The sequence below is a fragment of the Actinomyces oris genome, assembly GCF_001937665.1.
Taxonomy (GTDB): domain Bacteria; phylum Actinomycetota; class Actinomycetes; order Actinomycetales; family Actinomycetaceae; genus Actinomyces; species Actinomyces stomatis.
On the sequence record NZ_MSKL01000014.1, the window covers coordinates 47,947 to 73,415 of the forward strand.

At 67.5% G+C, this 25,469-nt stretch carries 27 protein-coding genes; 20 read left to right on the forward strand and 7 right to left on the reverse strand.

Going from position 1 to position 25,469, the window contains the following annotated elements:
• Positions 1-21: 21 nt before the first annotated feature.
• The gene (locus BKH28_RS06535) at positions 22-1,122 is read right to left on the reverse strand and encodes a Gfo/Idh/MocA family protein (protein ID WP_075418042.1); all 1,101 of its coding nucleotides are present in this window, start codon (positions 1,120-1,122) and stop codon (positions 22-24) included.
• A gap of 36 nt (positions 1,123-1,158) precedes the next feature.
• Between BKH28_RS06535 and BKH28_RS06540 the strand changes: the two genes are divergently transcribed.
• Together BKH28_RS06540 and BKH28_RS06545 are read left to right on the forward strand one after the other, a co-directional pair.
• Positions 1,159-2,004 (forward strand): PHP domain-containing protein, encoded by an 846-nt coding sequence (locus BKH28_RS06540; protein ID WP_075418043.1) that lies wholly within the window; start codon positions 1,159-1,161, stop codon positions 2,002-2,004.
• A 56-nt stretch (positions 2,005-2,060) separates the two neighbouring features.
• Positions 2,061-2,690 (forward strand): MarC family protein, encoded by a 630-nt coding sequence (locus tag BKH28_RS06545; RefSeq protein WP_075418044.1) that lies wholly within the window; start codon positions 2,061-2,063, stop codon positions 2,688-2,690.
• Positions 2,691-2,742: 52 nt separating this feature from the next.
• On the opposite strand, the gene BKH28_RS06550 is transcribed toward BKH28_RS06545, so the two are convergent.
• On the reverse strand, positions 2,743-4,404 hold the full coding sequence (locus BKH28_RS06550; RefSeq protein ID WP_075418045.1) for a DEAD/DEAH box helicase: 1,662 nt from the start codon (positions 4,402-4,404) through the stop codon (positions 2,743-2,745).
• A gap of 564 nt (positions 4,405-4,968) precedes the next feature.
• On the opposite strand from BKH28_RS06550, the gene BKH28_RS06555 reads away from it, so the two are divergent.
• From BKH28_RS06555 to BKH28_RS06580, 6 genes are all read left to right on the forward strand, one after another.
• The gene (locus BKH28_RS06555) at positions 4,969-5,739 is read left to right on the forward strand and encodes an ABC transporter ATP-binding protein (protein ID WP_081380068.1); all 771 of its coding nucleotides are present in this window, start codon (positions 4,969-4,971) and stop codon (positions 5,737-5,739) included.
• A 37-nt stretch (positions 5,740-5,776) separates the two neighbouring features.
• Complete coding sequence (locus BKH28_RS06560; RefSeq protein WP_143224090.1) at positions 5,777-6,964, forward strand: hypothetical protein; 1,188 nt, start codon at positions 5,777-5,779, stop codon at positions 6,962-6,964.
• A 311-nt stretch (positions 6,965-7,275) separates the two neighbouring features.
• On the forward strand, positions 7,276-7,593 hold the full coding sequence (locus BKH28_RS06565) for a hypothetical protein (RefSeq protein ID WP_075418048.1): 318 nt from the start codon (positions 7,276-7,278) through the stop codon (positions 7,591-7,593).
• A gap of 46 nt (positions 7,594-7,639) precedes the next feature.
• Positions 7,640-8,317, forward strand: coding sequence for a ferritin-like fold-containing protein (locus BKH28_RS06570; protein ID WP_075418082.1), 678 nt, complete (start codon positions 7,640-7,642; stop codon positions 8,315-8,317).
• Between the two features lie 163 nt (positions 8,318-8,480).
• A complete protein-coding gene (locus BKH28_RS06575) occupies positions 8,481-9,143 on the forward strand; it encodes a peptidase (protein ID WP_075418049.1) in 663 nt (220 codons plus the stop codon).
• Positions 9,144-9,181: 38 nt separating this feature from the next.
• The gene (locus tag BKH28_RS06580; protein WP_075418050.1) at positions 9,182-10,390 is read left to right on the forward strand and encodes an RCC1 domain-containing protein; all 1,209 of its coding nucleotides are present in this window, start codon (positions 9,182-9,184) and stop codon (positions 10,388-10,390) included.
• Between the two features lie 72 nt (positions 10,391-10,462).
• Here the strand turns inward: BKH28_RS06580 and BKH28_RS06585 are convergent, their stop codons facing one another.
• Positions 10,463-10,651 carry a CsbD family protein gene (locus tag BKH28_RS06585; RefSeq protein ID WP_075418051.1) on the reverse strand — a complete coding sequence of 63 codons (189 nt, stop codon included), beginning with the start codon at positions 10,649-10,651 and terminating at the stop codon, positions 10,463-10,465.
• 254 nt (positions 10,652-10,905) lie between these two features.
• Here BKH28_RS06585 and BKH28_RS06590 point away from each other — a divergent pair, with 254 nt between their 5' ends.
• Both BKH28_RS06590 and BKH28_RS06595 read left to right on the forward strand, forming a co-directional pair.
• Positions 10,906-12,351: a purine-cytosine permease family protein gene (locus BKH28_RS06590; protein ID WP_075418052.1), complete on the forward strand. Its 1,446-nt coding sequence runs from the start codon at positions 10,906-10,908 to the stop codon at positions 12,349-12,351.
• Positions 12,352-12,437: 86 nt separating this feature from the next.
• Entirely contained in the window at positions 12,438-13,220 is a 783-nt protein-coding gene (locus BKH28_RS06595) for a purine-nucleoside phosphorylase (protein WP_430515699.1), read from the forward strand.
• Positions 13,221-13,259: 39 nt separating this feature from the next.
• Here the strand turns inward: BKH28_RS06595 and BKH28_RS06600 are convergent, their stop codons facing one another.
• A complete protein-coding gene (locus BKH28_RS06600) occupies positions 13,260-13,640 on the reverse strand; it encodes a nuclear transport factor 2 family protein (RefSeq protein WP_075418054.1) in 381 nt (126 codons plus the stop codon).
• Positions 13,641-13,724: 84 nt separating this feature from the next.
• On the opposite strand from BKH28_RS06600, the gene BKH28_RS06605 reads away from it, so the two are divergent.
• The 4 genes from BKH28_RS06605 (at position 13,725) to BKH28_RS06620 (ending at position 18,388) form a co-directional block, all read left to right on the forward strand.
• Positions 13,725-14,318: a TetR/AcrR family transcriptional regulator gene (locus BKH28_RS06605; protein ID WP_075418055.1), complete on the forward strand. Its 594-nt coding sequence runs from the start codon at positions 13,725-13,727 to the stop codon at positions 14,316-14,318.
• A gap of 95 nt (positions 14,319-14,413) precedes the next feature.
• Positions 14,414-15,850 (forward strand): class II fumarate hydratase, encoded by a 1,437-nt coding sequence (gene fumC / locus BKH28_RS06610; RefSeq protein ID WP_075418056.1) that lies wholly within the window; start codon positions 14,414-14,416, stop codon positions 15,848-15,850.
• Positions 15,851-16,077: 227 nt separating this feature from the next.
• On the forward strand, positions 16,078-17,907 hold the full coding sequence (locus BKH28_RS06615; RefSeq protein WP_075418057.1) for a subtype A tannase: 1,830 nt from the start codon (positions 16,078-16,080) through the stop codon (positions 17,905-17,907).
• A gap of 94 nt (positions 17,908-18,001) precedes the next feature.
• A complete protein-coding gene (locus BKH28_RS06620; RefSeq protein WP_075418058.1) occupies positions 18,002-18,388 on the forward strand; it encodes a DUF1304 domain-containing protein in 387 nt (128 codons plus the stop codon).
• A 36-nt stretch (positions 18,389-18,424) separates the two neighbouring features.
• Here BKH28_RS06620 and BKH28_RS06625 read toward each other — a convergent pair whose 3' ends face one another.
• The gene (locus tag BKH28_RS06625; RefSeq protein WP_075418059.1) at positions 18,425-19,192 is read right to left on the reverse strand and encodes a DeoR/GlpR family DNA-binding transcription regulator; all 768 of its coding nucleotides are present in this window, start codon (positions 19,190-19,192) and stop codon (positions 18,425-18,427) included.
• A 209-nt stretch (positions 19,193-19,401) separates the two neighbouring features.
• Between BKH28_RS06625 and BKH28_RS06630 the strand changes: the two genes are divergently transcribed.
• Entirely contained in the window at positions 19,402-19,842 is a 441-nt protein-coding gene (locus tag BKH28_RS06630) for a VOC family protein (RefSeq protein ID WP_075418060.1), read from the forward strand.
• A 111-nt stretch (positions 19,843-19,953) separates the two neighbouring features.
• Here BKH28_RS06630 and BKH28_RS06635 read toward each other — a convergent pair whose 3' ends face one another.
• Positions 19,954-20,727 carry a DeoR/GlpR family DNA-binding transcription regulator gene (locus BKH28_RS06635; protein ID WP_075418061.1) on the reverse strand — a complete coding sequence of 258 codons (774 nt, stop codon included), beginning with the start codon at positions 20,725-20,727 and terminating at the stop codon, positions 19,954-19,956.
• A gap of 123 nt (positions 20,728-20,850) precedes the next feature.
• Here BKH28_RS06635 and BKH28_RS06640 point away from each other — a divergent pair, with 123 nt between their 5' ends.
• Positions 20,851-21,027, forward strand: a complete 177-nt coding sequence (locus tag BKH28_RS06640; RefSeq protein WP_256695520.1) for a hypothetical protein — start codon at positions 20,851-20,853, stop codon at positions 21,025-21,027.
• 10 nt (positions 21,028-21,037) lie between these two features.
• Here BKH28_RS06640 and BKH28_RS06645 read toward each other — a convergent pair whose 3' ends face one another.
• Complete coding sequence (locus BKH28_RS06645; RefSeq protein WP_081380069.1) at positions 21,038-22,045, reverse strand: zinc-binding dehydrogenase; 1,008 nt, start codon at positions 22,043-22,045, stop codon at positions 21,038-21,040.
• A gap of 172 nt (positions 22,046-22,217) precedes the next feature.
• Here BKH28_RS06645 and BKH28_RS06650 point away from each other — a divergent pair, with 172 nt between their 5' ends.
• The 4 genes from BKH28_RS06650 to BKH28_RS06665 are packed head-to-tail and all read left to right on the forward strand — an operon-like array spanning position 22,218 to position 25,430.
• A complete protein-coding gene (locus tag BKH28_RS06650; RefSeq protein ID WP_075418063.1) occupies positions 22,218-23,087 on the forward strand; it encodes an ABC transporter ATP-binding protein in 870 nt (289 codons plus the stop codon).
• Positions 23,084-23,758 (forward strand): ABC transporter permease, encoded by a 675-nt coding sequence (locus BKH28_RS06655; RefSeq protein WP_075418064.1) that lies wholly within the window; start codon positions 23,084-23,086, stop codon positions 23,756-23,758. The genes BKH28_RS06650 and BKH28_RS06655 overlap by 4 nt, the downstream gene beginning before the upstream one ends.
• The gene (locus BKH28_RS06660; RefSeq protein WP_075418065.1) at positions 23,755-24,435 is read left to right on the forward strand and encodes an ABC transporter permease; all 681 of its coding nucleotides are present in this window, start codon (positions 23,755-23,757) and stop codon (positions 24,433-24,435) included. The genes BKH28_RS06655 and BKH28_RS06660 overlap by 4 nt, the downstream gene beginning before the upstream one ends.
• A complete protein-coding gene (locus tag BKH28_RS06665) occupies positions 24,432-25,430 on the forward strand; it encodes an ABC transporter substrate-binding protein (RefSeq protein WP_075418066.1) in 999 nt (332 codons plus the stop codon). Before BKH28_RS06660 ends, BKH28_RS06665 begins: the two co-directional genes overlap by 4 nt.
• The last annotated feature ends 39 nt before the right edge of the window (positions 25,431-25,469 follow it).

The following is a 25,469-nucleotide window of genomic DNA, read 5'->3' on the forward strand; positions in this document are numbered from 1 at the left end:
AGTCAGGATCCCTGAGGCGGTTCAGCCCTGCTCATCGGCCGGGAAACGAACCCCCACCTGGCGGCGAGCCTCCTGCAGAACCCCGACCGCCGCCACCGAGCGGCTCAGCGGGTGCAGATCGGACTCGCGCGCGCCGGCGCGCACCAGGCGGCACACCTCGGCCAGCTCGTAGGCGAGCTGGTGGCCGGGCCGCGCAGCGCCACGTTCGACCGACAGGTCCTCGTCCGCGCCCCTCACCGCCGCCGGGCCGCGCAGCTCGATGCGCCGGGGCCACTGGCAGTCGTCGATGCTCAGCACATCGTGGTCCCCGGCGAAGCTCGAATCCGTCCCCGGGGAGGTCTTGGAGTGCAGACAGACGACCTCCAGCCCGGCGTGCTCACCGGAGTCGTAGGACAGGACCACCGTGCCTCGTGCGTCGACACGGCAGTCCAGCAGCGCTCCCGTGGCCGTCACCCGGTCCGGCTCACCGAAGAGGTGGATGGCCAGGCTGACCGGGTAGATGCCCAGGTCCATGAGGGAGCCGCCGCCCAGTGCCGGGTCGAAGGCCGGCGGCAGGCCGCCGGAGCGGTAGGCCTCCATCCGCGAGGAGAACTGCTCCTTGGACAGCACCACCCGGTGCAGCCGCCCCAGCCGCGGCAGCTGGTCGCGCAGCCGAGCCACCCCGGGCTCGAAGGCGGAGAGCCACCCCTCCATGAGGAAACGGTCGGCGGCCCGCGCCGCCTCCACCATTGCGTGGGCCTGGGTGGACGTCAGCGCGAAGGGCTTCTCCACCAGAACGTGGAAACCGGCTTCCAGCGCCGCGATCGTATGCTCCGCGTGCAGAGAGTTGGGCGAGCCCACGTAGACGACGTCGATCGGGGCCTTCGAGCCCGGGCCGTGGGCGGCGAGCATCTCCTCGAGCGAGGAGTGGGCATACGGGATCCCGTGCTCGGCGGCGAAGGCGACGGCGCGCTCGCGGTGGGCGGAGGTGACGGACACGATCTGGGCGGCAGGCTCGCCGGAGACGGCCTCGGCGAACCACCGGGCGATGAAACCGGCCCCGATCATCCCGAAGCGGACCGGGGCGTCGTCGGTGCGCTGCGTGGCAGGCGCGGTATCCGTCATTCGGCTCAGCTCGCTCATGTCGTCCAGTCTTCCACGCCTCCCTACACTGTCACGGTGCGCATCGATCCCCACACCCACTCGGCCTGCTCCGACGGCACCGACTCGCCCGCCGAGCTCATGGTTCAGGCGGCCAGGGCCGGCCTCGACGTCGTCGGGCTGACCGACCACGACACGATTGCCGGCTGGGACGAGGCGGCCCGGGCCGTCCCGGACACCGGCGTCGCCCTGCTGCGCGGCACCGAGATCTCCTGCGCCGCGGACGGGGTCACCCTCCACCTGCTGTCCTACCTGCACCGGGCCGACGACGCTGGACTGGAGGCCGCCTTCGCCCACGCCCGCCGTTCGCGTGACAGCCGGGCGCAGCAGATGGTCGAGCGCCTCAGCCAGGACTACCCGGTCACTTGGGAGGACGTCCTTTCCCAGTCGGCCGACTCCCACACGATCGGCCGGCCCCACATCGCCGACGCCCTGGTGGCGGCCGGCTCCTTCCCTGATCGCAACGCCGCCTTCGCCGGGCCGCTGGCCACCGGCTCGCCCTACTACGTCCACCACTGGGCGCTGGACCCGGTGGAGGCCTGCCGCCTGGTGCGCGCCGCCGGCGGAGTCCCGGTGGCGGCCCACCCGCGCGCCTCCTCACGCCAGCGCCGCCTCGTGCCCGATGAGACCTTCGCCGAGATGGCCGAGGCCGGCCTGGCGGCCCTGGAGATGAACCATCGCGACCACGGCCCCGAGCAGCGCGAGCAGGTTCGCCTCCTGGCCCAGCGCCTGGGGCTGGGACTGTCGGGGGCCTCGGACTACCACGGCACCGGTAAACCCAACCGCCTGGGGGAGAACCTCATGCCGCCCGACCTGCTGGAGCGGATCCTCGAGGAGGGCGCTCTCGACCTCATCCGACCCTGACGCACGACCGACCACGGCACCAGACGCCCACCGAGTGCCGGTGATAGAAAAACACCATGCTGCAGTCCGTCTTCGACTCCACGGTCTTCGCCACGACCTTCACGACGCTCCTGGTCATTCAGGACCCCCTGGGCGCCATCCCGATCTTCCTGTCCCTGACCTCTCGGCAGACCCCCGCCGAGCGCGCCGCCTCCGCACGCCAGGCCACGGTCGTCTCCTTCGCCGTCATCGTGCTCTTCGCGGTCTTCGGTCGCTACATCCTGAAGTTCCTGGGCATCTCGGTCCCATCCCTCCAAGTGGCGGGCGGACTGCTGCTGCTCCTGGTGGCCCTGGAGCTTCTGACCGACAAAGTCGACGAGAGCCCCGACCCCGACGCCGTCACCGCCAACGCCGCCCTCGTGCCCCTGGGCACACCCCTGCTGGCCGGCCCCGGTGCCATCGTTGCGGCGATGGTCGCCGTGGACACCACGGGAGGTGGAGTGGCCGGATGGGTCTCCGTGACGGTCGCGATCATCGGCACGCACATCGCCATCTGGGCCTCGCTGCGCTTCTCCCTGGGGCTCAACCGGGTGCTGGGCGCCTCCGGCATCCGGATCCTCACCCGGGTCATGGGACTGCTCCTGGCGGCCATCGCCGTCCAGATCATGGCCGACGGTGTCTTCGCCTTCCTGGAGACCCGTCTCTGACCCGGGCTCGCCCTGAGCCGCTGCTGGTCGGCGGTCTGAGACCTAGGTGAGCCTACTCGCCGGTCGAGCCGTCAACAGGGCGACCGCCGCGAGTGCGCTTACGGGTGCGCTTGCGCCGTGGCTTCGCCTCACCGTCGGCAGAGCGCCGGGAGCGCTCACCGCGCTTGGCGTCCCGACCGCCGCGGCCCCGGCCGCGCTCCGCACGCCCGCCCTGCCGGCCGGACTGCTTCCGTCCGCGCCTGCCGGTCTCACCCAGATCCTCGATCTCCTCGGCGTCCAAGCCCTCCAGGGTGCGCTTGTGGCGGGGGAGGCGGCCGGTGACCTTCTTCGGGATCGACAGGTCGGAGAACAGGTGCTCACTGGTGTGGTAGGTCTCCACCGGCTCCTCGATGGGCAGGCCTAAGGCCTTGGCGATGATCCGCCAGCGCGGCACGTCGTCCCAGTCCACGAAGGTGACCGCCGTGCCGGAGTTGCCGGCGCGGCCGGTGCGTCCGATGCGGTGGACGTAGATCTTCTCGTCCTCGGGGCACTGGTAGTTGATGACGTGGGTGACGTCGTCGACGTCGATGCCGCGGGCGGCCACGTCGGTGGCGACGAGGACGTCCACCTTGCTGTTGCGGAAGGCGCGCAGGGCCTGCTCGCGGGCTCCCTGGCCGAGGTCGCCGTGGAGGGCCGCGGTGGCGAAGCCGCGGGCGCGCAGGTCGTCGGCCACCCGGGCCGCCGTGCGCTTGGTGCGCGCGAAGATGATGGTGCGTCCGCGGCCCTCGGCCTGGAGGATCCGGGAGACGACCTCCACCTTGTTCATCGAGTGGGTGCGGTAGACGACCTGCTGGACTGTCTGGACGGTCATGCCCTCATCGCCCGGGTCCTGGGCGCGGATATGGGTGGGGCGGGTCATGTAGCGGCGCGCCAGGGCAACCACGGCGCCGGGCATGGTGGCGCTGAAGAGCATCGTGTGCCGGTCGGCGCGGGTGCGGGCCAGGATCTTCTCCACATCCGGCAGGAACCCCAGGTCCAGCATCTCGTCGGCCTCATCCAGGACGACGGTGGTGACGTGCGCCAGGTCCAGCACGCCGCGTTCCATGAGGTCGATGAGACGGCCGGGCGTCCCTACGACGACCTCGGCCCCCCGCTCGAGATCCTCGATCTGGGGCTCGTAGGCGCGCCCGCCGTAGACCTGGACGATGCGCACGGTGCGCTTCGCCGCAGCCGTGGACAGCTCCTCGGCGACCTGCTTGGCCAGCTCACGGGTGGGCAGGATGACCAGGGCCTGGGGGCTCCCGGAGGCGGGGTCCTCGTCCCAGCCCTCCTCCCCGGGGCCCAGGGTGTCCATGAGCAGGGGAATGCCGAAGCCCAGGGTCTTTCCGGTTCCGGTCTTGGCCTGGCCGATGATGTCCTGCCCCTCCAGGGCCACCGGCAGGGTGAGGGCCTGGATGGGGAAGGGGTGGGTGATGCCCTTGGCGGCCAGGGCCTCGCAGATCTCCGGCTCGACACCGAAGTCGGCGAAGGTCCTGCGGCTCAGATCGGTCTGCTCGCCCTCATCGGTGATGTCGGGAGTGGCCTCGTCCAGCACGGGGGCGTGGGCGCCGGCCGTCTCGATGATCCCGGACGTGGTGGCAGTGGCACCGGCGTCGGTGCCGTCGATGGCGGTCTGGTCGTCTGTGGAGTTGTTGTCGGGCTCGACGGCGTCGGCCCCGTGGTGCTCGTTGCTCACGAGGTTCCTTGTCTTCTGATCGGGTTGATCCGTTCCGGCGCGGCTGTCGCTCGCGCGCACAGTCGGGTGCGCTGCGTGGGCGTTGGCGCCGTCGGATGTGGTAGCCGATCGCGAGTCATATCTGAGTCCATCTGACGACCGGGCAACCGTGGACGCCGTCAGCGTAGCGGCTTTCCAACGTATTCGCGTCGTTGGGCATCACCATGACGCCTTGAGTGTGGGTGATGTCACGGCGCCGCTAGGAGAGGGGAGGGGGCTGCGTGCTGAGAGAGGGGCTGGGCTGAATCTACTGCCGCTTTCGCGTCGACCTGAGGTGGACTTCAAGTAAGACCTCTCTGGCAGTTCATTGAAAAATTGCTGACCGGGGTTGTTGTCAGGAGTTTGGTGGTCAAAAATGAATGGTGTTCGAGTGTGTTTATAGAGTAGCTGCAGGATGGGTGTGAGCGTGTCGTTTGCCTGTCAGGGGGCGGTGGTCTGTGTGCAGGCGAGAGGTTCCTGTGCTTGATTGCTGTTCAGCAATGCCGGTCCCGCCTTTGACTACTGATCAATCGAGTACTGAAAAGCATGTCTATTTCTATCCTTGATGTCGATAATCTGCATGTCAGTCTGCGAAAAAAACCTGTGCTTCGCGAGGTGTCCCTGTCCTGCGGTTCCGGTGTGACGGCTCTCGTGGGGGCGAACGGAAGTGGCAAGTCTACTCTACTGCGCGCAGTACTGGGGTTGGTTCCACTGGTCTCCGGAGCGGTTTCGGTGGCTGGTGTGGATCTGCGTCCAGGGCTTCGGCGGGCAAGAAGGAACATGGGGTACCTCCCTCAGATTCCTTCATTTCCGGGAGGCTTCACCGTCGTGGACGCGCTCTTCTATGCCGCGTGGCTTCAGGAGATGGGGAAGGGCGATGCTCGCAAGGCGGTTGACGACGTCGTGTCCAGTTTCAATCTCACTGATGTCGTGGACCAGCCGCTCGGGTCGCTGTCAGGGGGGACGCGTCAACGTGTTCTGCTGGGGCAGGCAGTCATCCATCAGCCACCGCTGGTGCTTCTGGATGAGCCCACCTCCGGTCTGGACCTGACGCAGCAGGCGTCATTCCGGGCTGCGATATCGCGATTGTCTCAAGAGTCGGCGATCCTTCTCTCCACCCATCACACGGATGATGTCGACCTGCTGGCGGACCGTGTCCACGTGCTGTCGCAAGGGCGGCTGGTGTGGAGCGGCAGTGTTGACGAGCTGGAGGGCCGTGCGGGCGACGAGGTGCAGGGTGGTCGTCGTCTGCGACTTGAGTCCTCCCTCTCTGCGCTCATCGGCGCTCGAGACGGGAGTGGTGATGGTGGTCGATAGGGTGCCACGGCCGTTATGGCAGTACATGCTGACGTGTATGGCGACCCGTTACTGGGGGCCGTGCCTGCTTCTGATTATTGTCCTCAATTCTTTCGGCAGGTCATGGCACTGGGAGTTCGAGTGGCTCTGGGCAGTTGAGACACTCACGTTCTCATCAATTTTCATCGTGCCGCTGTGTGCCGGCGTGTCGGCCTTCGAGGCAAGCAGGTTGGCGACGGCTCGTGATCTGATATCTGTGGCACCCAGAGGAGTGAGGGCGGTACTCTCTATCGTCGTCATCGTCTGGTCGGTTGCGGTGGCAAGTGTCCTTCTGTCCCTCGTTCTTGTGGGCGGGTGGGTTCTTCATCGAACTGCAGGACTGCTCCCTCGATGGAGTGACCTTGTCTCATTGGTGCCGCTCTTTCTTCTCATCGCGCTCGGGTGCTCCGTCGGCGCCCTCGCAGGGTGGCGGTTCCCGGCGAAAGTGACTCCGGGACTCACTGCGACAGGCGCCTTCGGCCTCATGATGATGGGCTATGTGATAGGGAACGGGTCGTTGTCCGGGCTCGTCTCCACCGGGGGCGCCTCTGGGAGCCTCATCGGACTGAAGGTCTCTCTGCGGCTTATCGCCTGGCAGTCCGCCCTCTATCTATCCCTGACGCTACTTGCCTCCTGCCTGATTGGTGCATGTGTTCTCGTCATGTCGCGGCGCTTCAGGACGTGTGCGGTTCTCAGTGCGGTAGCCGTAGCGGCTTCAGTAGTCGGTGTCCTGGGCGCGGGGGAGCGCTACACGAGCGATCCGTCATCTCAGCTCGTCTGTGAAGGCGGGCATCCTGAGATCTGCCTCGTCCGCGGATACGATGGCCGGGCACATGATGTTCGAGCCGTCCTGACTCCCTACTACCAGGCATTGGAGGCCGCCGGAGTCGAGGTGCCTGACCGGGTCGTGCAAGGTACGGGCGAGTCCTCGCAGGACCTATTGGTCATTGACTCCAGTGATGTTGTGAGCCCGAATGACCAGACCCTGCGCAACTCCTTCATCCATTCACTCAGCGACAACAAGTGCCCCACCTGGGGAGGAGACCGTGAGAATGACCCGCTGCCGGTGATCTGGGACTGGTTCAGTGTGAGAGTCAAGGGCGAGGCCCCTTATGCGGGCAGCGGAGTGGATCTGGCGTCAATGACCACCGATCAGCAGGACTCGCTCCTGCGTGAGTCGATCCACAGGCTTCAACAGTGCCGCTGACTCGGGTGCGGAGCTGGTGCGGGCGGCCGCGGGGGTGTGTCGATCGACCGTGGCGGGCGGCCCTCGGATATCTCCGAGTGCGTCAGGTCGCAGGGGTCTGCCTTGTGACGGCACTCCTGTGCGTTGTCGTCCCCAAGCAGCCGGTACCAGTGCCCGGAAGGCTGAACGTTCGCGCGGTCGTGACAAATGTGCTTCCAGTCTTCCCCGCACTTTTCATTGTGAGCTCTGCGGCCGCAGTGGGGGTCAGGGAGACGGTGTCTGCTCGAGGTCGCCTGCGTGTACTGGGCGTTCTGCTGGGATGTGATGGGGCGGTGGTTGCACTGACCAGTCTCCTCGCCTGGGCGGCGGGCGTCCCCACCTTCGGGCGCAACAGCCTGTTCCTCGTGTCCGTTGGCTTGGGACTGTCCATGTGGGTGGGAGCGCGAGCGGCCGGTGTGGCGGTGACGCTGCTGGTGGCCGGCAACTGGATGGCGGGCATCGACGCCTTCAACGAGGCGAAGTGGTGGGCCTGGCTCATGGCTCCCCCTGACCGGTTCAGTGCCTGGGTGGGAGTGCTGTTGACCGCGCTCGTCGCCGTTGTGGCACTGCTCGTGGGGCCACGAAACCACGATCAGGACAGTGGCGGCTGAGGCGGGCGCCACGGCAAGGCTGCTCGGCGAGGATGTGCTGGCTACGATGATGGTCATGCCTCAGATGCCGACTCCTTCACCTCAGCCCAGTGCCTCCACTCCGATGCAGGTCGGCCCTCACGAGCTGTCCGTCGTCGGCGTCGTCGCGATCTCCAGGACGGCGGCCTGCACCCGTTACGCCAAGGACGCCGACCGGGCTCCGCGGATGACGGCCCGGGTTGACCTGCTGCGCATGAGCGCCTGGGAGGTCGCCTCCTTCGACCGAGTCGTGGCCCTGGCGTCGACCCACGGCATCGACGCCCTGGGGGCGGCCGAGCGCTTCACTGACGTCCTGGGCGACTTCGACGAGCGGCTGCGGCCACTGGACTGGGCCGAACGCCTGCTCAAGACCTACATCACCTTCGGGCTGTTCATCGACTTCGGGATGGCGCTGAGCGAGTCCCTGGACGATCTCCTGCGCAGTGGACTCGTCCACGAGCTCAGCCAGGATCCGATCGGTACGTACGCCGTCGCCGAGCTGGAGGAGGTCATCGCAGCCGACCCGCAGCTGGCTGCCCGACTGGGGCTGTGGGGCCGGCGCGTCATCGGTGAGGAGATCGGAACCTTCCAGAGGCTCCTGGGGCAGTTCCCCGAGCTTCTCGGCTCGATGGCTCAGGAGCAGCTCCACTCGGTACTCTCCCAGGGGGCCGTCTCACGTATGAGAGCGCTGGGGCTGAGGGTCTGACTCCCGTCATCCCGACGCACCGATATGTGAGGTGTCCAACAGTGGGAGTGGTGCCCGTGTCGGTGGCGTGACAGGACCGGGGCTGCGCCGGGTAAGGTGGCCGTATCCACATCCTCGTAACCCGACGTGAGAGCCATGGCTCTTAAGTCCTGAAGGAGTTCCCATGAAGCGAAGCGTATGGATGGCCGCGTCCGCGGCCGTAGCCCTGTCCGTCGTCCCGGTCGGCGCGGCTGCTGCTGAGACGGACCCCGCCCCTGCTGCCGAGCAGGCGGCGTCGCAGGCCGGTGAGGCCAAGGCTGACGCCCCGCAGCCCAATACGCCCGCCCCCGCCGTTCCCAGCCCTGAAGGCAACAAGCCCGCTCCCGCACCTGCCCCGGCGCCCGCTCCGGCGGACGACGCCGGCAAGGTCGACCCCCAGGCCTCCGGTGCCAACAATGCTGCGGCGCAGCAGCAGAACAAGCCGGAGGCGCCGGCCGAGCAGCCCCAGCAGAACCAGGGTGACCAGCAGCAGGGCGACTCCGCCGCCCCTGAGGCCGCTCCCGAGCAGCAGGCCCCTCAGGAGCAGGCGCCCGAGCAGCCCGCTGAGGGCGGCGCTCCCGCGGCCTCCGAGGAGGGTGCAGCCCCGGGCTCCGCGGACGTCTCCGGTGAGCAGGCCGCCGCTCCCCGCGACGAGCAGGCCGCGGCTCCCCGCCAGGGCGGCGCCACCAGCGCAGGTCGCTCCACCCTCGCACAGACCGGTGCGGGGACGACCGCCGCCTGGATGGTGCTGGGCACCGGTGCGACGGGCGCTGCCATGCTCATGGCGCGCCGTAGGCTGACGTACTGACGCGCATCGGTCCTTGACGTTGAGGAGAGGTCTGGCCCATGGATGACCGGATGCTCGACGGGGACAGGGTGCTGTGGTTCATCGGCGGCAGTCCTGAACGGGCTCAGGAGGCCCTCGCCGCCGGACGCGCCTGGACACCTGAGCAGCGTGCACAGCTCGAACAGATCGCAGCCTCTGCCGGATATCCCCCTCAGCAGCCAGCCGGGTACTCGCCTGCTCAGCAGCAGGTACCCGTTCAGGAGCCCGCGCCCTCGTACGGGGCGCCTGGAAACCTGGTGGCCTTTGATGACCCATTCAGAGGCGACGACGTCGGTGGCGGCACCGTGGACTACGGGGCTGCGGATTACGGGGCGACTCAGCCCACCGCGGCAGGACCGCCCCAGCCGCAGATGGCGACGCCGACGCAGCCTCAACCACAGGGCTACAGGCTTCAGCCGCTGCCCGCGGTGACTGAGATGGAGGCGCCCCAGGGCGGCACCACCCAGTACTCCAGCAGTGCTCCACGCCGCGGGTGGGTCCTCCCGGTCGTGGCGGCTGGCGTGCTTCTTCTCGGGCTGGCCGGAGGCGCTCTGGGAGGTCACTGGCTGTGGCCCAGCAAGGAGGCGGCGACTCCGTCGTCGCCCTCCGCAGCGGCAGCCCCCGCCGCCACGAAGCCGACGTCCCTGCGTGCCGGCAGCGGTTCCTTCGTCTGTTCCTCCAGCGGCACCGGAGTCTCCTGCTGGGGCGCTGACGCACAGGCCAACACCCAGGGCGCACGTGTCTCGCCGACGGCGGTGCCCGGGCTGGAGAAGGTCAAGGTCTCAGCCCTGAGCGTGGGCAAGGGCTTCGCCGTCGCCGTGGACGATTCGGGCACGGTCTACGCCTGGGGGGCCAACGAGGTCGGCCAGCTCGGCAAGAAGACCGATGAGGCGCTGGTCAATCAGGCCGTCAAGGTCGGTCAGCTGCCGGCCGTCCCCACCGAGCTCGTCTCAGGTTACGAGCACACCTGCGCACTCACCGGGGGAGCAGTCTGGTGCTTCGGCTCCAACCGCTACGGACAGGTCAACGGCACTGTCTCCGACACCCCGTCAGGGCTGGTGCAGGTGGACAAGATCGACGGGGCCACCCAGATCGGCACCTCCGGCTATGACACCTGGGCCACTGTCGACAAGGGAACCTGGACCTGGGGGAACAACTCCTGGGGTCAGGCCGACCCCTCGCAGAGCGTGGTCAACGTGGCGCCGACGCTCATTCCTGCGGAAAGCTGACGCCGGTATCGGCAACAGAACAGCGCCCAGCCTCCTTCGGGAGGCTGGGCGCTCGGCGTATTGCGCGACGCTCTACTTGTCGCCCTTGAGGCGGTTGACCGCGCCCTGGATGGCGTCCTTGGCGTCCTCGGCGACCTCCTTGACCTTGCCCTCGGCCTGCTGGAGCTTGCCCTCGGTCTCGGTCTCCTTGTTACCGGTGATCTTGCCCGCGGCCTCCTTCGCCTTGCCGGTGATCCTGTCGAAGGTTCCGTTGTCGCTCATGAGAGCTCCTTTCCATGGTGAGTCTCCGCGAGGCGGAGACGTGGAGGACAGATAGACTATACATGTGTGCATCTGAGACAGCGCTCAGTATCTAGTGGGAGTTTCTATGGAGATCACCTGAAATGTGTGGCACACCCTATTCTCGGGGTGGGGTGCTCGTCTCTTCGGCGTCGTCCGCCACACCTGAAAACGCATAGACTTCATACACCTCTCGTTCGAGAGCCTCCCGATAACGACACTGAGGTCGATCACCCATGAGCAGCGCTGCTGACGCATCCACCGCTACCCGCGTCGAGAACGCCGGTCTTGACGTCATTTCCGAGTCCGATCGCAAGGGGCGGCCGAGTGATCTCTTCATGCCCTGGTTCGCGGCCAATATCTCCGTTCTGGGACTGTCCTGGGGCGCCTGGGTCCTCGGATTCGGACTGTCCTTCTGGCAGGCGGTCGTCGCGGGCAGCGTCGGCGTCATCATCTCCTTCCTCCTGTGCGGTGTCGTGGCCGTCCTGGGCAAGCGAGGTAGCGCCCCCACCCTGGCCCTGTCCCGAGCGGCCTTCGGCTACAACGGCAATCGCCTGTCCGCGGCGCTGTCCTGGATCCTCACAGTCGGCTGGGAGACCGTCCTGTGCGTCTCGGCCACCCTGGCCTCGGCAACGGTGTTCCAGGCCCTGGGCTGGCACAACCAGGTCGGGGCCCAGATCCTCGGCTTCCTGCTCACCGTTGGCCTGGCCGCCAGCGCCGGCATCCTTGGCTTCGAGGCGATCATGAGGGTCCAGACCTGGATCACCTGGGCCACCGCGATCCTCACGATCATCTACCTCGTCCTCGTCGCTCCCCAGATCAGCTTCCGCACAATCCTGGCGCTGCCTTCCGGGGGTCCTGCGGCCTTCGTCGGAGCCCTGGTCATGGTGGCCACAGGCTTCGGCCTCGGCTGGGTGAACGCCGCCGCCGACTACTCCCGCTACCTTCCTCGCAAGGCCTCGACGGCCGGCGTCATCGGCTGGACCACGCTGGGATCGGCCCTGCCCTGCGTGGTGCTCGTCTTCTTCGGCATCCTCCTGGTGGGGTCCGACGCCGAGCTCGGACAGGCCATCAACGCCGACCCCATCGGTGCTCTGACCACGATCCTGCCCACATGGTTCCTCGTCCCCTTCGCGGTCGTCGCCATCCTCGGGCTGGCCGGAGGCATCATCATGGACCTGTACTCCTCAGGTCTGTCCCTGTTGGCCACTGGTCTGCCGGTGCGCCGGCATGTGGCCACCTCGATCGACGCCGCCATCATGACTGCGGGCACCATTGCCGTCATCTTCGGTGCCGATGACTTCCTCGGTCCCTTCCAGGGGTTCCTCACCACCCTGGGAGTCGTCATCGCCGCCTGGGCCGGCGTCATGGTCGCCGAGGTCATCATGCGTCGCCGCGACTACGACGAGGAGGCTCTCTTCACGCCCGACGGCGTCTACGGCTCAGTCAACTGGGAGGCCATCGCCCTGGTGGCGGCCGGCTCCGTCGTCGGCTGGGGGCTGGTGGTCAACTCGGCCGCCTCCTGGTTGTCCTGGCAGGGCTATCTGCTCGGGCCTCTAGGAGGCCGCGAGGGGGCCTGGGCCGGAGCCAACCTCGGCGTGCTGGTCGCCCTGCTCATCGGCGTGCTCGGGCACCTCGCCCTTGGTCGAGGCCGAGTGGCCCGCCAGGAGGCCCGTTCGTGAATGACCGTACGTCCATCTTCACCCTCGAGTCTGAGCGTCTGGAGGCCCTGAGCGCCTCCGCCGGAGCGGAAGGCCCCGGTTCGGCCATGGAAGGCGCCCATCAGATCGCCCGACGTACCGGCGTGCCTTGCCACGACCTCCTGGTGGTCCTGGGATCCGGTGCAGCTGACGCCGTGGCCGCTTGGGGTGAGCCGGCCGCGAGCCTGCGCCTGTCCGATCTGCCCGGTGTCCTCGTCCCGGTTGCGCCGGGACATGAGGATCGCCTCGACTCCTATGTCGTCAGTCGTGGCCAGAAGGTGGGCGGGGGAGGGCGGCGCGTGCTCGTGGCCCACGGACGAACCCACCTCTATGAGGGACACGGACCCGGGCCGGTGGTCGCCCTGGCCCGGATCGCGGCCGCTGCCGGCGTACGCGGGGCCGTCCTGGTCAACGCCGGCGGATGCCTGCGCAGCTGGAGGATCGGCGAGGTCATGGTGATCACCGACCACCTCAACCTCACCGGCTCCTCGCCCTTCGACGGCCCGGTCTTCACCGACGTTCGCTGCGTGTGGGACGACGAGCTCGCCGACATCCTGGGCGGTGTCTCAGAAAGGTCAGGCGTCTACGCCGCTCTACGCGGCCCGGAGTACCAGACCATGGCGGAGACACGGATGTTGGAGTCCATCGGTGCCGACTGCGTGGGCATGTCCACCGTCCTGGAGGCCATCGCCCTGCACCAGCTCGGTGTGCGAGTGGCCGGCATGAGCATCGTCTCCGACCTGTCCTTCGCGCAGGCGCCCACCGAGCCCGACGAGGTCGTCCGCCTCGCGGCCGCCGCGCACACGACGATCGCCGCCGGCATCGAGGCGGTGCTGGCGGCGATGTCCTGAGCTGTCGGCGTCGAGTCGGGTCGCTGGAGCTCCCTCGGGTCAGCTCACGCCCATGAACATGTAGGCGCGTGTCACCTTGCCGTCGATGTCGCGGAAGACGGTGTCGACTCCGCGTCCGATGACGTCGCCACTTGGGGCGGTCATCGACCAGCGCAGCAATACTGCGTCGCCGGACTCCATGCGCTGGTCATAGCTGAAGGTCAGGCCCTGGCCTGCAATGCGGTCGTTGTGGACGCGGTTGATGTGCTCGGCGATGTCGGCTGTTCCTGTGACGGTCAAGGTGGGTGAGGAGATGTGCAGCGACCCGTGCGGGGCCCACATCTGCTCGATGAGTGCAAGGCGCTTAGCGGCGTCGGGCTCAGTCCAGGTGCGCAGGTAGTTCGCGTCGAAGTCGGCGCCGGTCTGGGTGGTGTCGGTCATGACTCATTCCTCTCCTCAAGTTAAGTTGACAATGTCAGCATAGCCGGAAAGTTGACTATGTCAACATGTGGGTATGCTTGAGTCGTGAGCCCTCGTGATCCAGGTCCGACGCGTGCCGCCATCCTCGACGCCGCTGCAGCGCTGCTCGAGGACAGGGGGCCTGAGTCGGTGACGCTGCGCGCCGTTGGAGAAGCTGCGGGTGTGTCCCGCTCGGCGCCCTATCGTCACTACGCGGATAAGGCCGCGCTCATGCGTGCCCTGGCGGGACGGACACTGCGGCAGATCGCAGAGCGGATTCGTCACGGTTCGGAGCGGCATCGGGATGCGTGGCAGCGGTTGCGCGCCGGCTGCTGGGCCTATATCGACTATGCGGTCGAGTGTCCCCACCACTACCAGCTGGTCTTCGGAGACGCTCCGATTGCCGAGCCGGACTCAGGGCTGGAGGAGGCCGCTGACGACGCCATGGCCGCCGTCGGTGAGCTCGTCGCTCAGGCTCAGGATGCTGGTCTGCTGCGCCCCGGCCCCACCCGTGAGATCGCCACCGTCGTCTGGGTTCTGCTTCATGGGCTCGCTGCCCTGCAGATCACGGGTCATCTCCATGAGCCCCGGACCATTGACGGCAATGAGCATCTTGCGGATCTGCTTGACCTGGCCCTGGAGCAGCTGCGACCCGTGTGATGCGCCTTCGGTGATGTCGGCCGGTAGCGATCTGAGACGTGCCTGGGACGCCCGTCCTCGCACGGCGGGGACCATGAGCGCCTAACCTTGCACCTATGACAACTGATGCAAAGACGCCAGACCAGGCTGTCACGACCCGTACCGAATCCGACTCCATGGGCACCATCGAGGTGGATGCCAACCGCTACTGGGGGGCCCAGACCGAGCGGAGTCTGCACAACTTCGACATCGGCCGTGAGACCTTCGTGTGGGGCCGCCCCATGATCAAGGCCCTGGGAATCCTCAAGAAGTCCGCCGCCCTGGCCAACGCCGAGCTCGGCGAGCTGCCCACCGACATCGCCGAGCTCATCGCCAAGGCCGGCGATGAGGTCATCGCCGGTGACCTCGACGCCGAGTTTCCGCTCGTGGTCTTCCAGACCGGCTCGGGCACCCAGTCCAACATGAACTCCAACGAGGTCATCTCCAACCGAGCCATCGAGCTGGCCGGTGGTGAGCGCGGCTCCAAGACCCCGGTCCACCCCAACGACCACGTCAACCGCGGCCAGTCCTCCAACGACACCTTCCCCACGGCCATGCACATCGCCGTCGTCAACGAGCTGGCCGCCATGTACCCGCGTGTCCAGCAGTTGCGCGACACCCTCGACACCAAGGCCAAGGCATACGCCGACGTCGTCATGGTGGGCCGCACCCACCTGCAGGACGCCACCCCCATCACCCTGGGGCAGGTCATCAGCGGCTGGGTCGCCCAGATCGACTTCGCCCTCGACGGCATCCGCTACGCCGACTCCCGCGCCCGCGAGCTCGCCATCGGCGGGACCGCCGTCGGCACCGGCCTCAACGCCCACCCGAAGTTCGGTGCCCTGTGCGCCAAGAAGATCTCCGAGGAGACCGGCATCGAGTTCACCCAGGCGGACAACCTCTTCGCCGCCCTGGGCGCCCACGACGCCCTGGTCCAGGTCTCCGGCGCACTGCGGGTCCTGGCCGACGCCCTCATGAAGATCGCCAACGACGTGCGCTGGTACGCCTCCGGCCCCCGCAACGGCATCGGCGAGCTCCTCATCCCGGAGAACGAGCCCGGCAGCTCGATCATGCCCGGCAAGGTCAACCCCACCCAGTGCGAGGCCATGACCATGGTGGCCACGAAGGTCTTCGGCAACGACGCCACCGTCGGCTTCGCCGGATCCCAGGGCAACTTCCAGCTCAACGTCTTCAAGCCGGTCATGGCCTGGTGCGTCCTGGAGTCCATCCAGCTTCTGGGTGACTCCTGCGTCTCCTTCGACACCAACTGCGCCTACGGCATTGAGCCCAACACCGAGCGGATCGAGGCCAACCTGGAGACCAACCTCATGCAGGTCACCGCCCTCAACCGCCACATCGGCTACGACAAGGCCTCCAAGATCGCCAAGAACGCGCACCACAAGGGCCTGTCCCTGCGCGAGTCCGCCCTCGAGCTCGGCTTCGTCACCGCCGAGGAGTTCGACAAGTGGGTCGTCCCCATGGACATGACGCACCCCAGCGCCGCTGAGGACTGAGCCTCAGGGCTGTTCTTCAATCCGACGACGGCGCCGCCCTTCACACGAGGGCGGCGCCGTCGTCGTTCGGGCGAGTGGCGCCCCATGCGCTCGCCATCAGGCGGATGCCGACTCACAGAAGCGGCACAGCCACGTCCTGGGGTCGTCCTTGCCTTAAGGTGATGTGCTAGTCACGTACGCAGACACCCGAGCGAGGCACGCCACCGACTGTGCCGGAGGGAAGCACGATGAACCTGCCACGACGCACTATCCTCACCACCTTGCCCGCCACGGCGGGACTCCTGGGCCTGGGCGCCTGTTCCACGGGAGGGGCCACCGCGCAGGCCTCCGCCACGGCATCGTCGCAGGCGCCCACCGACACGAAGCTCGCCCTGGACAACACGGCCTGGCGCTACGACGCGGACCACAAGGTCTACTACCAGCTGGGGCTGCGCTACGTGACCACTCCCCAGGCCTCGGACTATGAGACCCTGGGCATCTACGTGCCCGGCGCCTATCTCAAGGGAACCGACAACGGCAACGGCACCTACACGGCCACGATCAACGCCTCCGGCACCGTCGGCAGCTTCACCGCCGCCACCGCACCCACCGTCTTCCCGGTCAACACCCCGGGGTACTCCGCCCAGAAGCCGCCCACTGAGTACTCCTACGAGACCATCAAGGCCTATATGGAGGCCGGCTTCATCTACGTCCACGCCGGCCTGCGCGGCAAGGACTCCAACTCCCAGACCTACTCCGGCAACGCGCCCTGGGGTGTCACCGACCTCAAGGCCGCCGTGCGCTACCGGCGCTACAACTCCGCCTCCGTGCCCGGCGACGCAGCGAAGGTCTACGTCTTCGGGCACAGCGGAGGAGGGGCGCAGAGCGCCGTCGCAGGGGCCTCAGGGGACAGCGAGCTGTTCGCCCCTTACCTGGCCGCTCTGGGTGCCGCCACCACTGACACCAGTGGCAAGGCTCTGTCCGACGCCGTCGCCGGAGCCATGTGCTGGTGCCCGATCACCAGCCTGGACAGCGCCAACGCCGCCTACGAGTGGAACATGGGGCAGTTCGCCTCCTCCGATACTCGGGCCGAGGGCACCTGGACGCGGGCCTACTCCCATGACCTCGCGGCCGCCTTCCCCGCTTACCTCAATGGGCTGAAGCTCACTGACGCCCAGGGCAAGCCCCTGACCCTGGAGTCCTCCTCCCAAGGCACCTACCTGGCCGGCTCCTACTACGACCATCTCGTCGCGGTCATCCAGAAGTCCCTCAACGACTTCCTGGCGGCCACGACCTTTCCGTACACGCCCTCGTCCACCGAGATGGCGGGGATGGAGCCCGGCGGGGGTGGCGGTGCGCCGTCGGGAACTCCGCCCAGTGATGGCGGTGGCACGCCTCCCAAGGGCGGGGCGTCCGGAGGCGGCAGCAAGGGCAGTAGCAAGTCCACCACCTACAACACGGTGGAGGAGTACATCGCCTTCCTCAACTCATCCTCGCAGTGGGTCACCTATGACGCCTCCAAGAAGACTGCGACGATCACCGGCCTGCAGGGCTTCGTCGCCTCCCAGAAGAACGCCTCCAAGGATGTGGGGGCCTTCGACGGCGTCGATCGGGGACAGACCGAGAACCTCGTCATGGGCTCGGGGGAGAGCAAGCTGCACTTCTCCTCCTTGAGCCGCGAGGTCATCTCCAAGGGGCAGTCGAGGTACTCGGGGCTGTCCGGCTGGAGCGACGACTACGGTGCCACCGCCTACGAGAAGGACCTGGCTACGAAGGACTCGGTCGGCACCGACATGGCCACGCGCGTGTCGATGTACGACCCCCTCTACTACCTCACCCAGGACTCCAAGGGGCGTGGCACCTCGACCATCGCCCCGGCCTGGCGAATCCGCACCGGCATCACCCAGGGCGACACCGCCTCCACCGTGGAGGTCAACCTGGCCCTGGCGCTCCAGCAGGCCGGAGCCGACAGCGTCGACTTCGCCACCATCTGGGGGCAGGGGCACACGATGGCCGAGCTGACCGGCACCGGGGAGGAGAACTTCATCGCCTGGGTGACCAAGCAGGCCTCCTCCTGAGCCGGGAAGGTTCCGGGGATCGTCCCCCGGAATAACGACAGCGGTGGGGCAGTTGAGGTTCCGGTTTCTGCTCGTCCTCATGAATCGAGAAATCGTGCTGACTGCTGCCATGGTTTTCGCCGTCCTGGCCTCCGCCCTCCACGTCCTCATCTTCTACATGGAGTCCATCGCCTGGGAGGGGCCTCTGGCCCGCAAGACCTTCGGCGGCACTCCCGAGGAGGCCAGGGCGCACGCCTTCTACGCCTTCAACCAGGGCTTCTACAACCTCTTCCTGGCTCTCCAGGCGATCATCGGGGTCGTCCTCGTAGCCCTGGGGCACACGGCGATCGGGGCGGCCCTGATGCTGGCCGGGACCGGAGCCATGCTGGCGGCGGCGATCGTCCTGGCCCTGGCGTCGGCGCCCCACCGCAGCGCGGCGGCCAAGCAGGGGACCTTCCCGTTGCTGGTCGTTGTCTGCACTCTCGCAGCACTCCTGGGCTGAGCCGCTCCGCTTCGATCCGGTCCCGGTCGTTCTCCGTTAGTCGCACAGCACGACGTCGACCCCGGCGCCCCGCAGCTCCTCGAGGGTGTCGGGGGCGATCTGACTTGTTGTCAGTAGTGCGTCGAGGTCCTCGATGCGCCCGAACCGGTAGGTGTTGGTCTGGGTGATCTTGCTCGGAGCGGTCGGCAGAATGCGTCGGGTGGAGGAGGCCATGATGGCGCGTTTGACCATGGCATCGTCGGACTCCATGACGGTCAGGCCCTCACGGGTGGACACGGCGCAGGTGGACAGGACTGCGACGTCGGCTCGGAACGCGCGCACCGCGTCGACCGCCTCGGCGGAGAACAGGGAGAGGGACTCCGGATCAACCGGGCCGCCCGCGATGGTCACCGCGGCTCCACGCACGGAGGCCACTGCCGCACCGGCGCCCAGCGACAGGCACAGGACCCGGATGTCGCGGCCGGCGAGCTGCTCGGCCACCATCTCGCAGGTGGTCCCGGAGTCGATGATCACCGCCTCCCCGTCCTCGATGAGCTCGGCGGTGGCCTGCGCCAGACGGCGCTTGATCTCCACGTCCTGCCTGCGACGCATGGAGGCCGGCCGGGCGGCCCCACGGCGTGGTGCGCGCAGAGCTCCGCCGTGGACCCGGGTCACCAGGCCCTCATGGGCCAGCTCGGCCAGGTCCCGGCGGATGGTGATGACCGAGACCCCGGTCAGCCGGGACAGCGCCTGCACACTGTGGACCGTGGTGGGGCTCAGGGCGCGCAGTATCGTGCGGCGCCTCTCGTGGGGACTGTCAGACATGATTCCTCCGCATCGGCAGCGATGAGGTGATCGTTTTGCTGGAGAACGAGCAATGACAATGATCGTATGGTCTCTTATTGTTGATGTCAACGGAGATGTGGTCAGCCAATCCGTTGAATTAACAGCAGAAAATCGCTGTTGAGAAGAGTGATCGTACGATTATCTCTGGTCGTTAACAGTGATTCCGCACCGTCACGAAGGGAACGATCATGCCGCACCTCGACCACGTTGCCATCTGGGTCGCCGATCTCGACAGCGCCCGCGACTTCTACTCCCACTGGTTCGACGGGCACGCCAACGGCCTCTACGAGAATCCGAAGACCGGCCTGCGCACCCACATCCTCCACTTCGCCGAGACTCCCGCGGACGAGCGGCGGACTCGCCTGGAGATCATGACCCGTCCGGAGCTGGGCGAGGGGTGTGAGGACCTGAGGCTGGGGTGGGCTCACGTCTCCTTCGGTCTGCCGGGACGCGAGGAAGTCGACCGTTTGGCCTCCAATATGTCCGAGGCCGGTGTGCCGGTCATTGACGGGCCCCGTGAGACCGGTGACGGCTACTACGAGGCCACCGTGCTCGACCCCGAGGGTAACCGTGTCGAGCTCGTCGCCTCCGACTACTCCGACGACGTCGCCCTGCGCCCTACCTTCTGAGCAGGAGAGGCGGCGAAAGCACTCAGTGATCCCCGGTACTCCCCGGTGGGGCTGCGCTTGACGGCGTGGCCCCACCGTACTGCTGGGTGGGACCGCGTCTCTACACGGTCTCTACACGTCGTGCACCTCGACGGACACACCTGCCTCCTGCAAGCCTGTCAGTGTTTCCGGGTCGATGTCGGTCGTTGTCAGCAGGGTGTCCAGGTTGCTCAGCTCGCCGAAGCCGTAGGTGGAGGAACGCGTCAGCTTGCGTGGCGGAGCGGGCATGAGACACCGAGATGACGAACCAATGATGGCCGCCTTGAGGACGGCGTCGTGATCCTCGGTGCAGGTCAGGCCGCTTTGCGCGGAGACGGCGCAGGCGCCCAGGATGGCGACGTCGGCGCGGAAACGGCGCACGGCGTCGACCGCGGTCGTCGTCAGCATCGCCAGCGTGTCGGTCTCGACGATCCCTCCGGGGACGGTGACGACCGGGCCGGGCGTGGAGGCCAGTGTCGCAGCGGCCGACAGTGACAGGCACAGTGCTCGGATGTCGCGCCCAACGAGATTCTCGGCCACCATCTCGCAGGTGGTTCCGTTGTCGATGATGACGCTCTCCCCGTCATCAACAAGTGCTGCTGTGGCCCGGGCCAGTACCCTCTTGGCCTCCAGGTCCTCGCTGCGGCGCAGGGAGATCGGCTGGCTGGCCCCGCGCCGAGGTGCGCGCAGGGCGCCGCCATGAACACGGGTGACAAGACCCTCGTGCGCGAGTTCCGCCAGATCGCGACGAATCGTCACTCCGGAGACATCGGTGAGTCGCGACAGGGCGTTCACGCTCATGACCGTCGTCGTGCTCAGGTTCTTGAGGATCTGACGCTGACGACTGGTGGGGGAGAAGGTGCTCACGTATGATCACTTTACGTCAAAATGACGATTCCAGATGATCATATGGTCTCCTACAGTAGTGGGTGTCGAAAGAGATCGACACAGAACTCGTTGAAATACCAGTGATTTACCAAGGAGGCCATCATGATCGGAAATGCTCTCAATCGTGTTGCCATTGCCGTCGACGCCGCCTACTCCCCGTGGCTGGAGGATGTGCTGGGTCGCACTGCAGGACCTGCGGCAAGCTCCTACGCACAAGGCATCCAGGCCCTGATCAAGGGTGACTTCCGAGTCGATGACGCCGTGTCCCTGGCGGCCTGAGCGCGTCGACTCAGTCCCAGGGCAGACCGACGAGCTTGCCTACGTAGCGTCCCAAGGCCATGTCCTCGTGCGCCTGGGCGATGTCGGTCAGAGGGTAGGAATGGACGGGCAGGAGATCGAGACCGCCCGACTCGATCCGGTCCAGGATCCGCTGAAGCACCTCTGCCGGCAGGTCCTGGGCCTGGCCGGAGTAGGCGGTCAGACGTACCCCGTTGGGGATCCAGTCCATCGGGTAGAAGTCAGAGATCGTCCACGAGTCAGACAGCATCCCGGAGAAGCAGACCGTTCCGTGAACCGCCGTCGCCGCCAGCGAGTCCTGCAGCGTCGGCACGCCGACCAGCTCAAGGACGGCGTGAACCCCACTCGGCTCTGCCTCGCGCAGCCGCGGAGCGACCTTTCGGTCGTCCAGGAGCGGGATGGCGCCTCGTGAGCGCAGTAGCTCCAGCCCGGCCTCGCGGCGGGAGGTCGCATAGACCCGGCAGCCCATGTCGGTTGCGAGTGCGGTCGTGGTCAGTCCGAGCGCCGAGGTACCTCCGCGTACGAGCAGGCTCTGCCCCGGCTGGAGATCCAGGCCTGTGGTCAGGGCTCCGTAGGCCGTCTGTAGTGTCTCGGGCACCGAGCCGATGACCTCCCAGGGCAGGCTGGAGCGGAAGGTGATGATCTGCGTGCGCGGTACGATGACGTACTGGGCGTATCCACCGTCGAAGACCCGTCCCATTCCGCCCATCATCGTGACCGCCTGGGTGCCGGGTGCCAGGATGCCCTCGGGGTCCAGGTCGATGACCCCGGAGGCCTCGATCCCCAGGATGCGAGGGAAGGTCATCCCCTCAGCCATGCCGTGCACGGAGTGGTACTCGCTGCGGTTGAGGCCGAAGGCCATGACCTTTAGACGCACCCAACCCTCGGGCGGGGCGGGAACCGGGAGCTCGACGACGTGGAGGTTGCTGATGCTCCCCGGTTCGCTGAGCCGGGCCGCCAGCATGGTTGGGGGAGTAGTAGCGTCAATCGTGTCCGGCATGTCTGCGCCTCCAGGGGACGGGGGTGGGTACCTGGGTATTTGCTTTCAATCCTGCACCAATAGTCTTGGGAAAGGCTGCCACCTGGCAGATCGGCAGGTGGCGGCTGGTACGGTGGCAATACGCCATCGGGGCGCGCCGCCAGAGGCCACGAGAGGACACCCGACACCTGCTATGAGCAGCACCATTACCTTCGATGCCGTCACCAAGTCGTACCCGGCTGGGAGGGGCGCCGGATCCGGTTCTCCCGCCGTCGATTCCTTCACAGCCCGTATCGAGGCCGGCACTACCACCGTTCTGCTGGGATCGTCCGGCTGCGGCAAGACCACGCTGCTGCGCATGGTCAACCGGATGGTGGAGCCATCCAGCGGACGGGTCCTCATCGACGACGAGGACGTCGCCACCCGCGACGCCGTCGCCCTGCGCCGCTCCATGGGCTACGTCATGCAGAACGCGGGGCTGCTGCCGCACCGACGCGTCATCGACAACATCACCCTCGTACCCCGCCTCCAGGGCGCGGACCGCCGCGACGCCCGACGCCGGGCCGTCGAGCTCATGGACATGCTGGATCTCGACCGCGACCTGGCCGGGCGCTACCCTCACCAGCTCTCCGGCGGTCAGGCCCAGCGGGTCGGCGTGGCCCGGGCGCTGGCCGCCGACCCCGAGGTGCTCCTCATGGACGAGCCCTTCGGCGCTGTCGACCCCCTCGTGCGCCGCGACCTCCAACGCGAGATGGTCCGGATCCAGGCCGAGCTGGACAAGACGATCATCTTCGTCACCCACGACGTCGATGAGGCCCTCGCTCTGGGCGACGAGATCATCCTCCTGCGCGAAGGCGCCCAGGTCGCCCAGCGCGGCAGCGGCCCCCAGCTGCTGGCTAACCCGGCCGACGACTTCGTCGCCCGCTTCCTCGGCCTCGACGACGCCGCACGCCAGTTGAGGCTCAAGGATGTCGCCGAGTTCCGCATCGTCCTGGACCGGGCCGGTCGCGCCGTCGGGCGCCTGGCCGACGAGTCCTCCACGGAGGCGGAGGAACGGGCATGAGCTGGGTCCTGGCCAACCTGCCCACCATCGCCGGACACCTGCTGGCTCACCTGCTCCAGGCGGTTCCCGCGATCATCGCCTCCTTCGTCCTGGCGATCCCCATCGCCCGGCTGGCCCGCACCGCCCGCCCGTTGCGAGTTGTGCTCGTGACCGGCTCCTCGCTGCTCTACGCCGTCCCGTCCCTGGCCCTGTTCGTCATCCTCCCCATCATCCTGGCCACTGGCATCCGCGACCCGCTCAACGTCATCGTGGCCCTGACCCTCTACGGGCTGGCGCTCCTGGTGCCGGCCACTGCCGACGCGCTCGACGCCGTTGACGCACGCGTCCTGGACGCCGCCACAGCCATGGGCATGGGGCGCATCCGCTGCTTCCTCACCGTCGAGCTGCCACTGGCCGGCCCCGCCATCCTCACGGGCCTGCGCGTGGTGACGGTCTCGACGATCTCACTGACCACCGTCGGGGCAGTCCTCGGTGTGCGCAGCCTCGGCTGGCTGTTCACCGACGGCTTCCAGCGCGGCATCACGGCCGAGATCGTCACCGGCCTGGTGTCCACCGCGGCCCTGGCCCTCATCCTGGACGGGCTCGTCCTCGCACTGGGGCGGCTGTGCCTGCCCTGGACCTGGAAACGCGCCGGCGCCGCTACCTCCGGGAGTCAGGAGGATAAGGAGTGAGGTTCGTTCTGGCCGCGCTGGCGTACATCGCCGACGCCGCTCACTGGAGCGGTGCCATGGGCATCGGCCCACTGCTGGTCCAGCATGTTCTCTACTCCCTGGCCGGTGTCCTCATCGCCGCCCTCATCGGGGTGCCCGCCGGCTGGTGGGTGGGGCACACCGGACGCGGGCGCACCTGGGTGCAGCCGCTCAGCGGTGCCGCCCGTTCCCTTCCCACCCTGGGCCTCATCACGCTGTTCGGCCTTGTGCTCGGGGTCGGCCTGAGTGCCCCTATGATCGCCTTCGTCATCCTGGCCCTGCCCAGTGTCCTCGCCGGAGCCATGAGCGGCGTGCGGGCTGCCTCGACCACGGCCGTCGACGGCGCCCGGGCCAGTGGCATGAGTGAGCTCCAGGTGCTGGGGCGGGTCGAGATCCCCCTGGGGGCGCCGCTGCTCGTCGGCGGGCTGCGCTCGGCCAGCCTCCAGGTCATCTCCACGGCCACACTGGCCGCCTACACCGGTGCCGGCGGGCTCGGCCGGCTCATGTTCCTGGGCCTCAAGACCCAGGACTACGTCATGATGCTCGCCTCGGCGCTCCTGGTCATCGCCCTCGCCCTGGCCTCCGAGGCCCTCTTCGCCCTCATCCAATGGGGTGTCACACCCCCGGGCGCCCGGCAGCACCGGAAGGAATCAGCATGACCGCACAGTCCAACCCGCGCCCCGGAAAGCAGCTGACACGACGCGGTCTGCTGGCCGGCGTCGGCGCAACCACCGGCCTGCTCGCCCTGAGCGCCTGCTCCGACACCGACCCCTTCGCCATTGACCGGGCCTCCGGGGGCTACTCCGGTGGCCCGATCATCATCGGCAGCCAGCAGTACTACTCCAACGAGATCATCGCCGAGCTCTACGCCCAGATGATGGAGAAGACCGGCCTGACCGTCACCCGCCAGTACCAGATCGGCCAACGGGAGGTCTACCTGCCCGAGCTCGAGGCCGGCAAGATCCACGTCATCCCCGAATACGGCGGCAACCTGCTGGAGTACTACAGCAAGACCTCCGCCTCAGGCAGCCCTACCGCCGCGGCCGGCACCGCAGCCCCCTCCCGCACCGCCAGTGACACTGCCTCCATCCAGGACACCCTGCTGAGGACTCTGCCGCACTCGTTGACCGTCCTGAATCCGGCCGAAGCGACGGATCAGGACTCCCTGACCGTCACCAAGGCCACCGCCCGGGCCCACTCCCTGACCTCCATCGGCGACCTGGCCTCACTGGGGCGGCCCATCACCATCGCCGCGAACTCGGAGTTCACTACCCGCCCCTACGGTCCCAAGGGACTCAAGGCCGTTTACGGCGTCGACGCCTCCGTCACGCCGGTGGAGGACTCCGGCGGACCGCTGACCGTCAAGGCGCTCACCGACGGCACCGTCGACGTCGCCGACATCTACTCCTCCGATCCCGCCATCGGGGTCAAGGACCTCGTCATCCTGTCCGACCCTCAGATGCTCATCCTCCCGCAGAACGTCACCCCGCTGGTCTCCGCCTCACTGCCGGCCATCGCGGCCACCGCCATCAACCGGGTCTCGGCCCTGCTGACACCCGACGAGCTGCGCGCCCTCAACCAGCGCTCCACCGGTGAGAAGCTCAGCTCCAAGGTCATCGCCACCGACTGGCTCACCTCCAAGAAGCTGCTCTGAGCGGCGAGAGGACCGCGGCGCTCGGCGTGTCAGTGATGA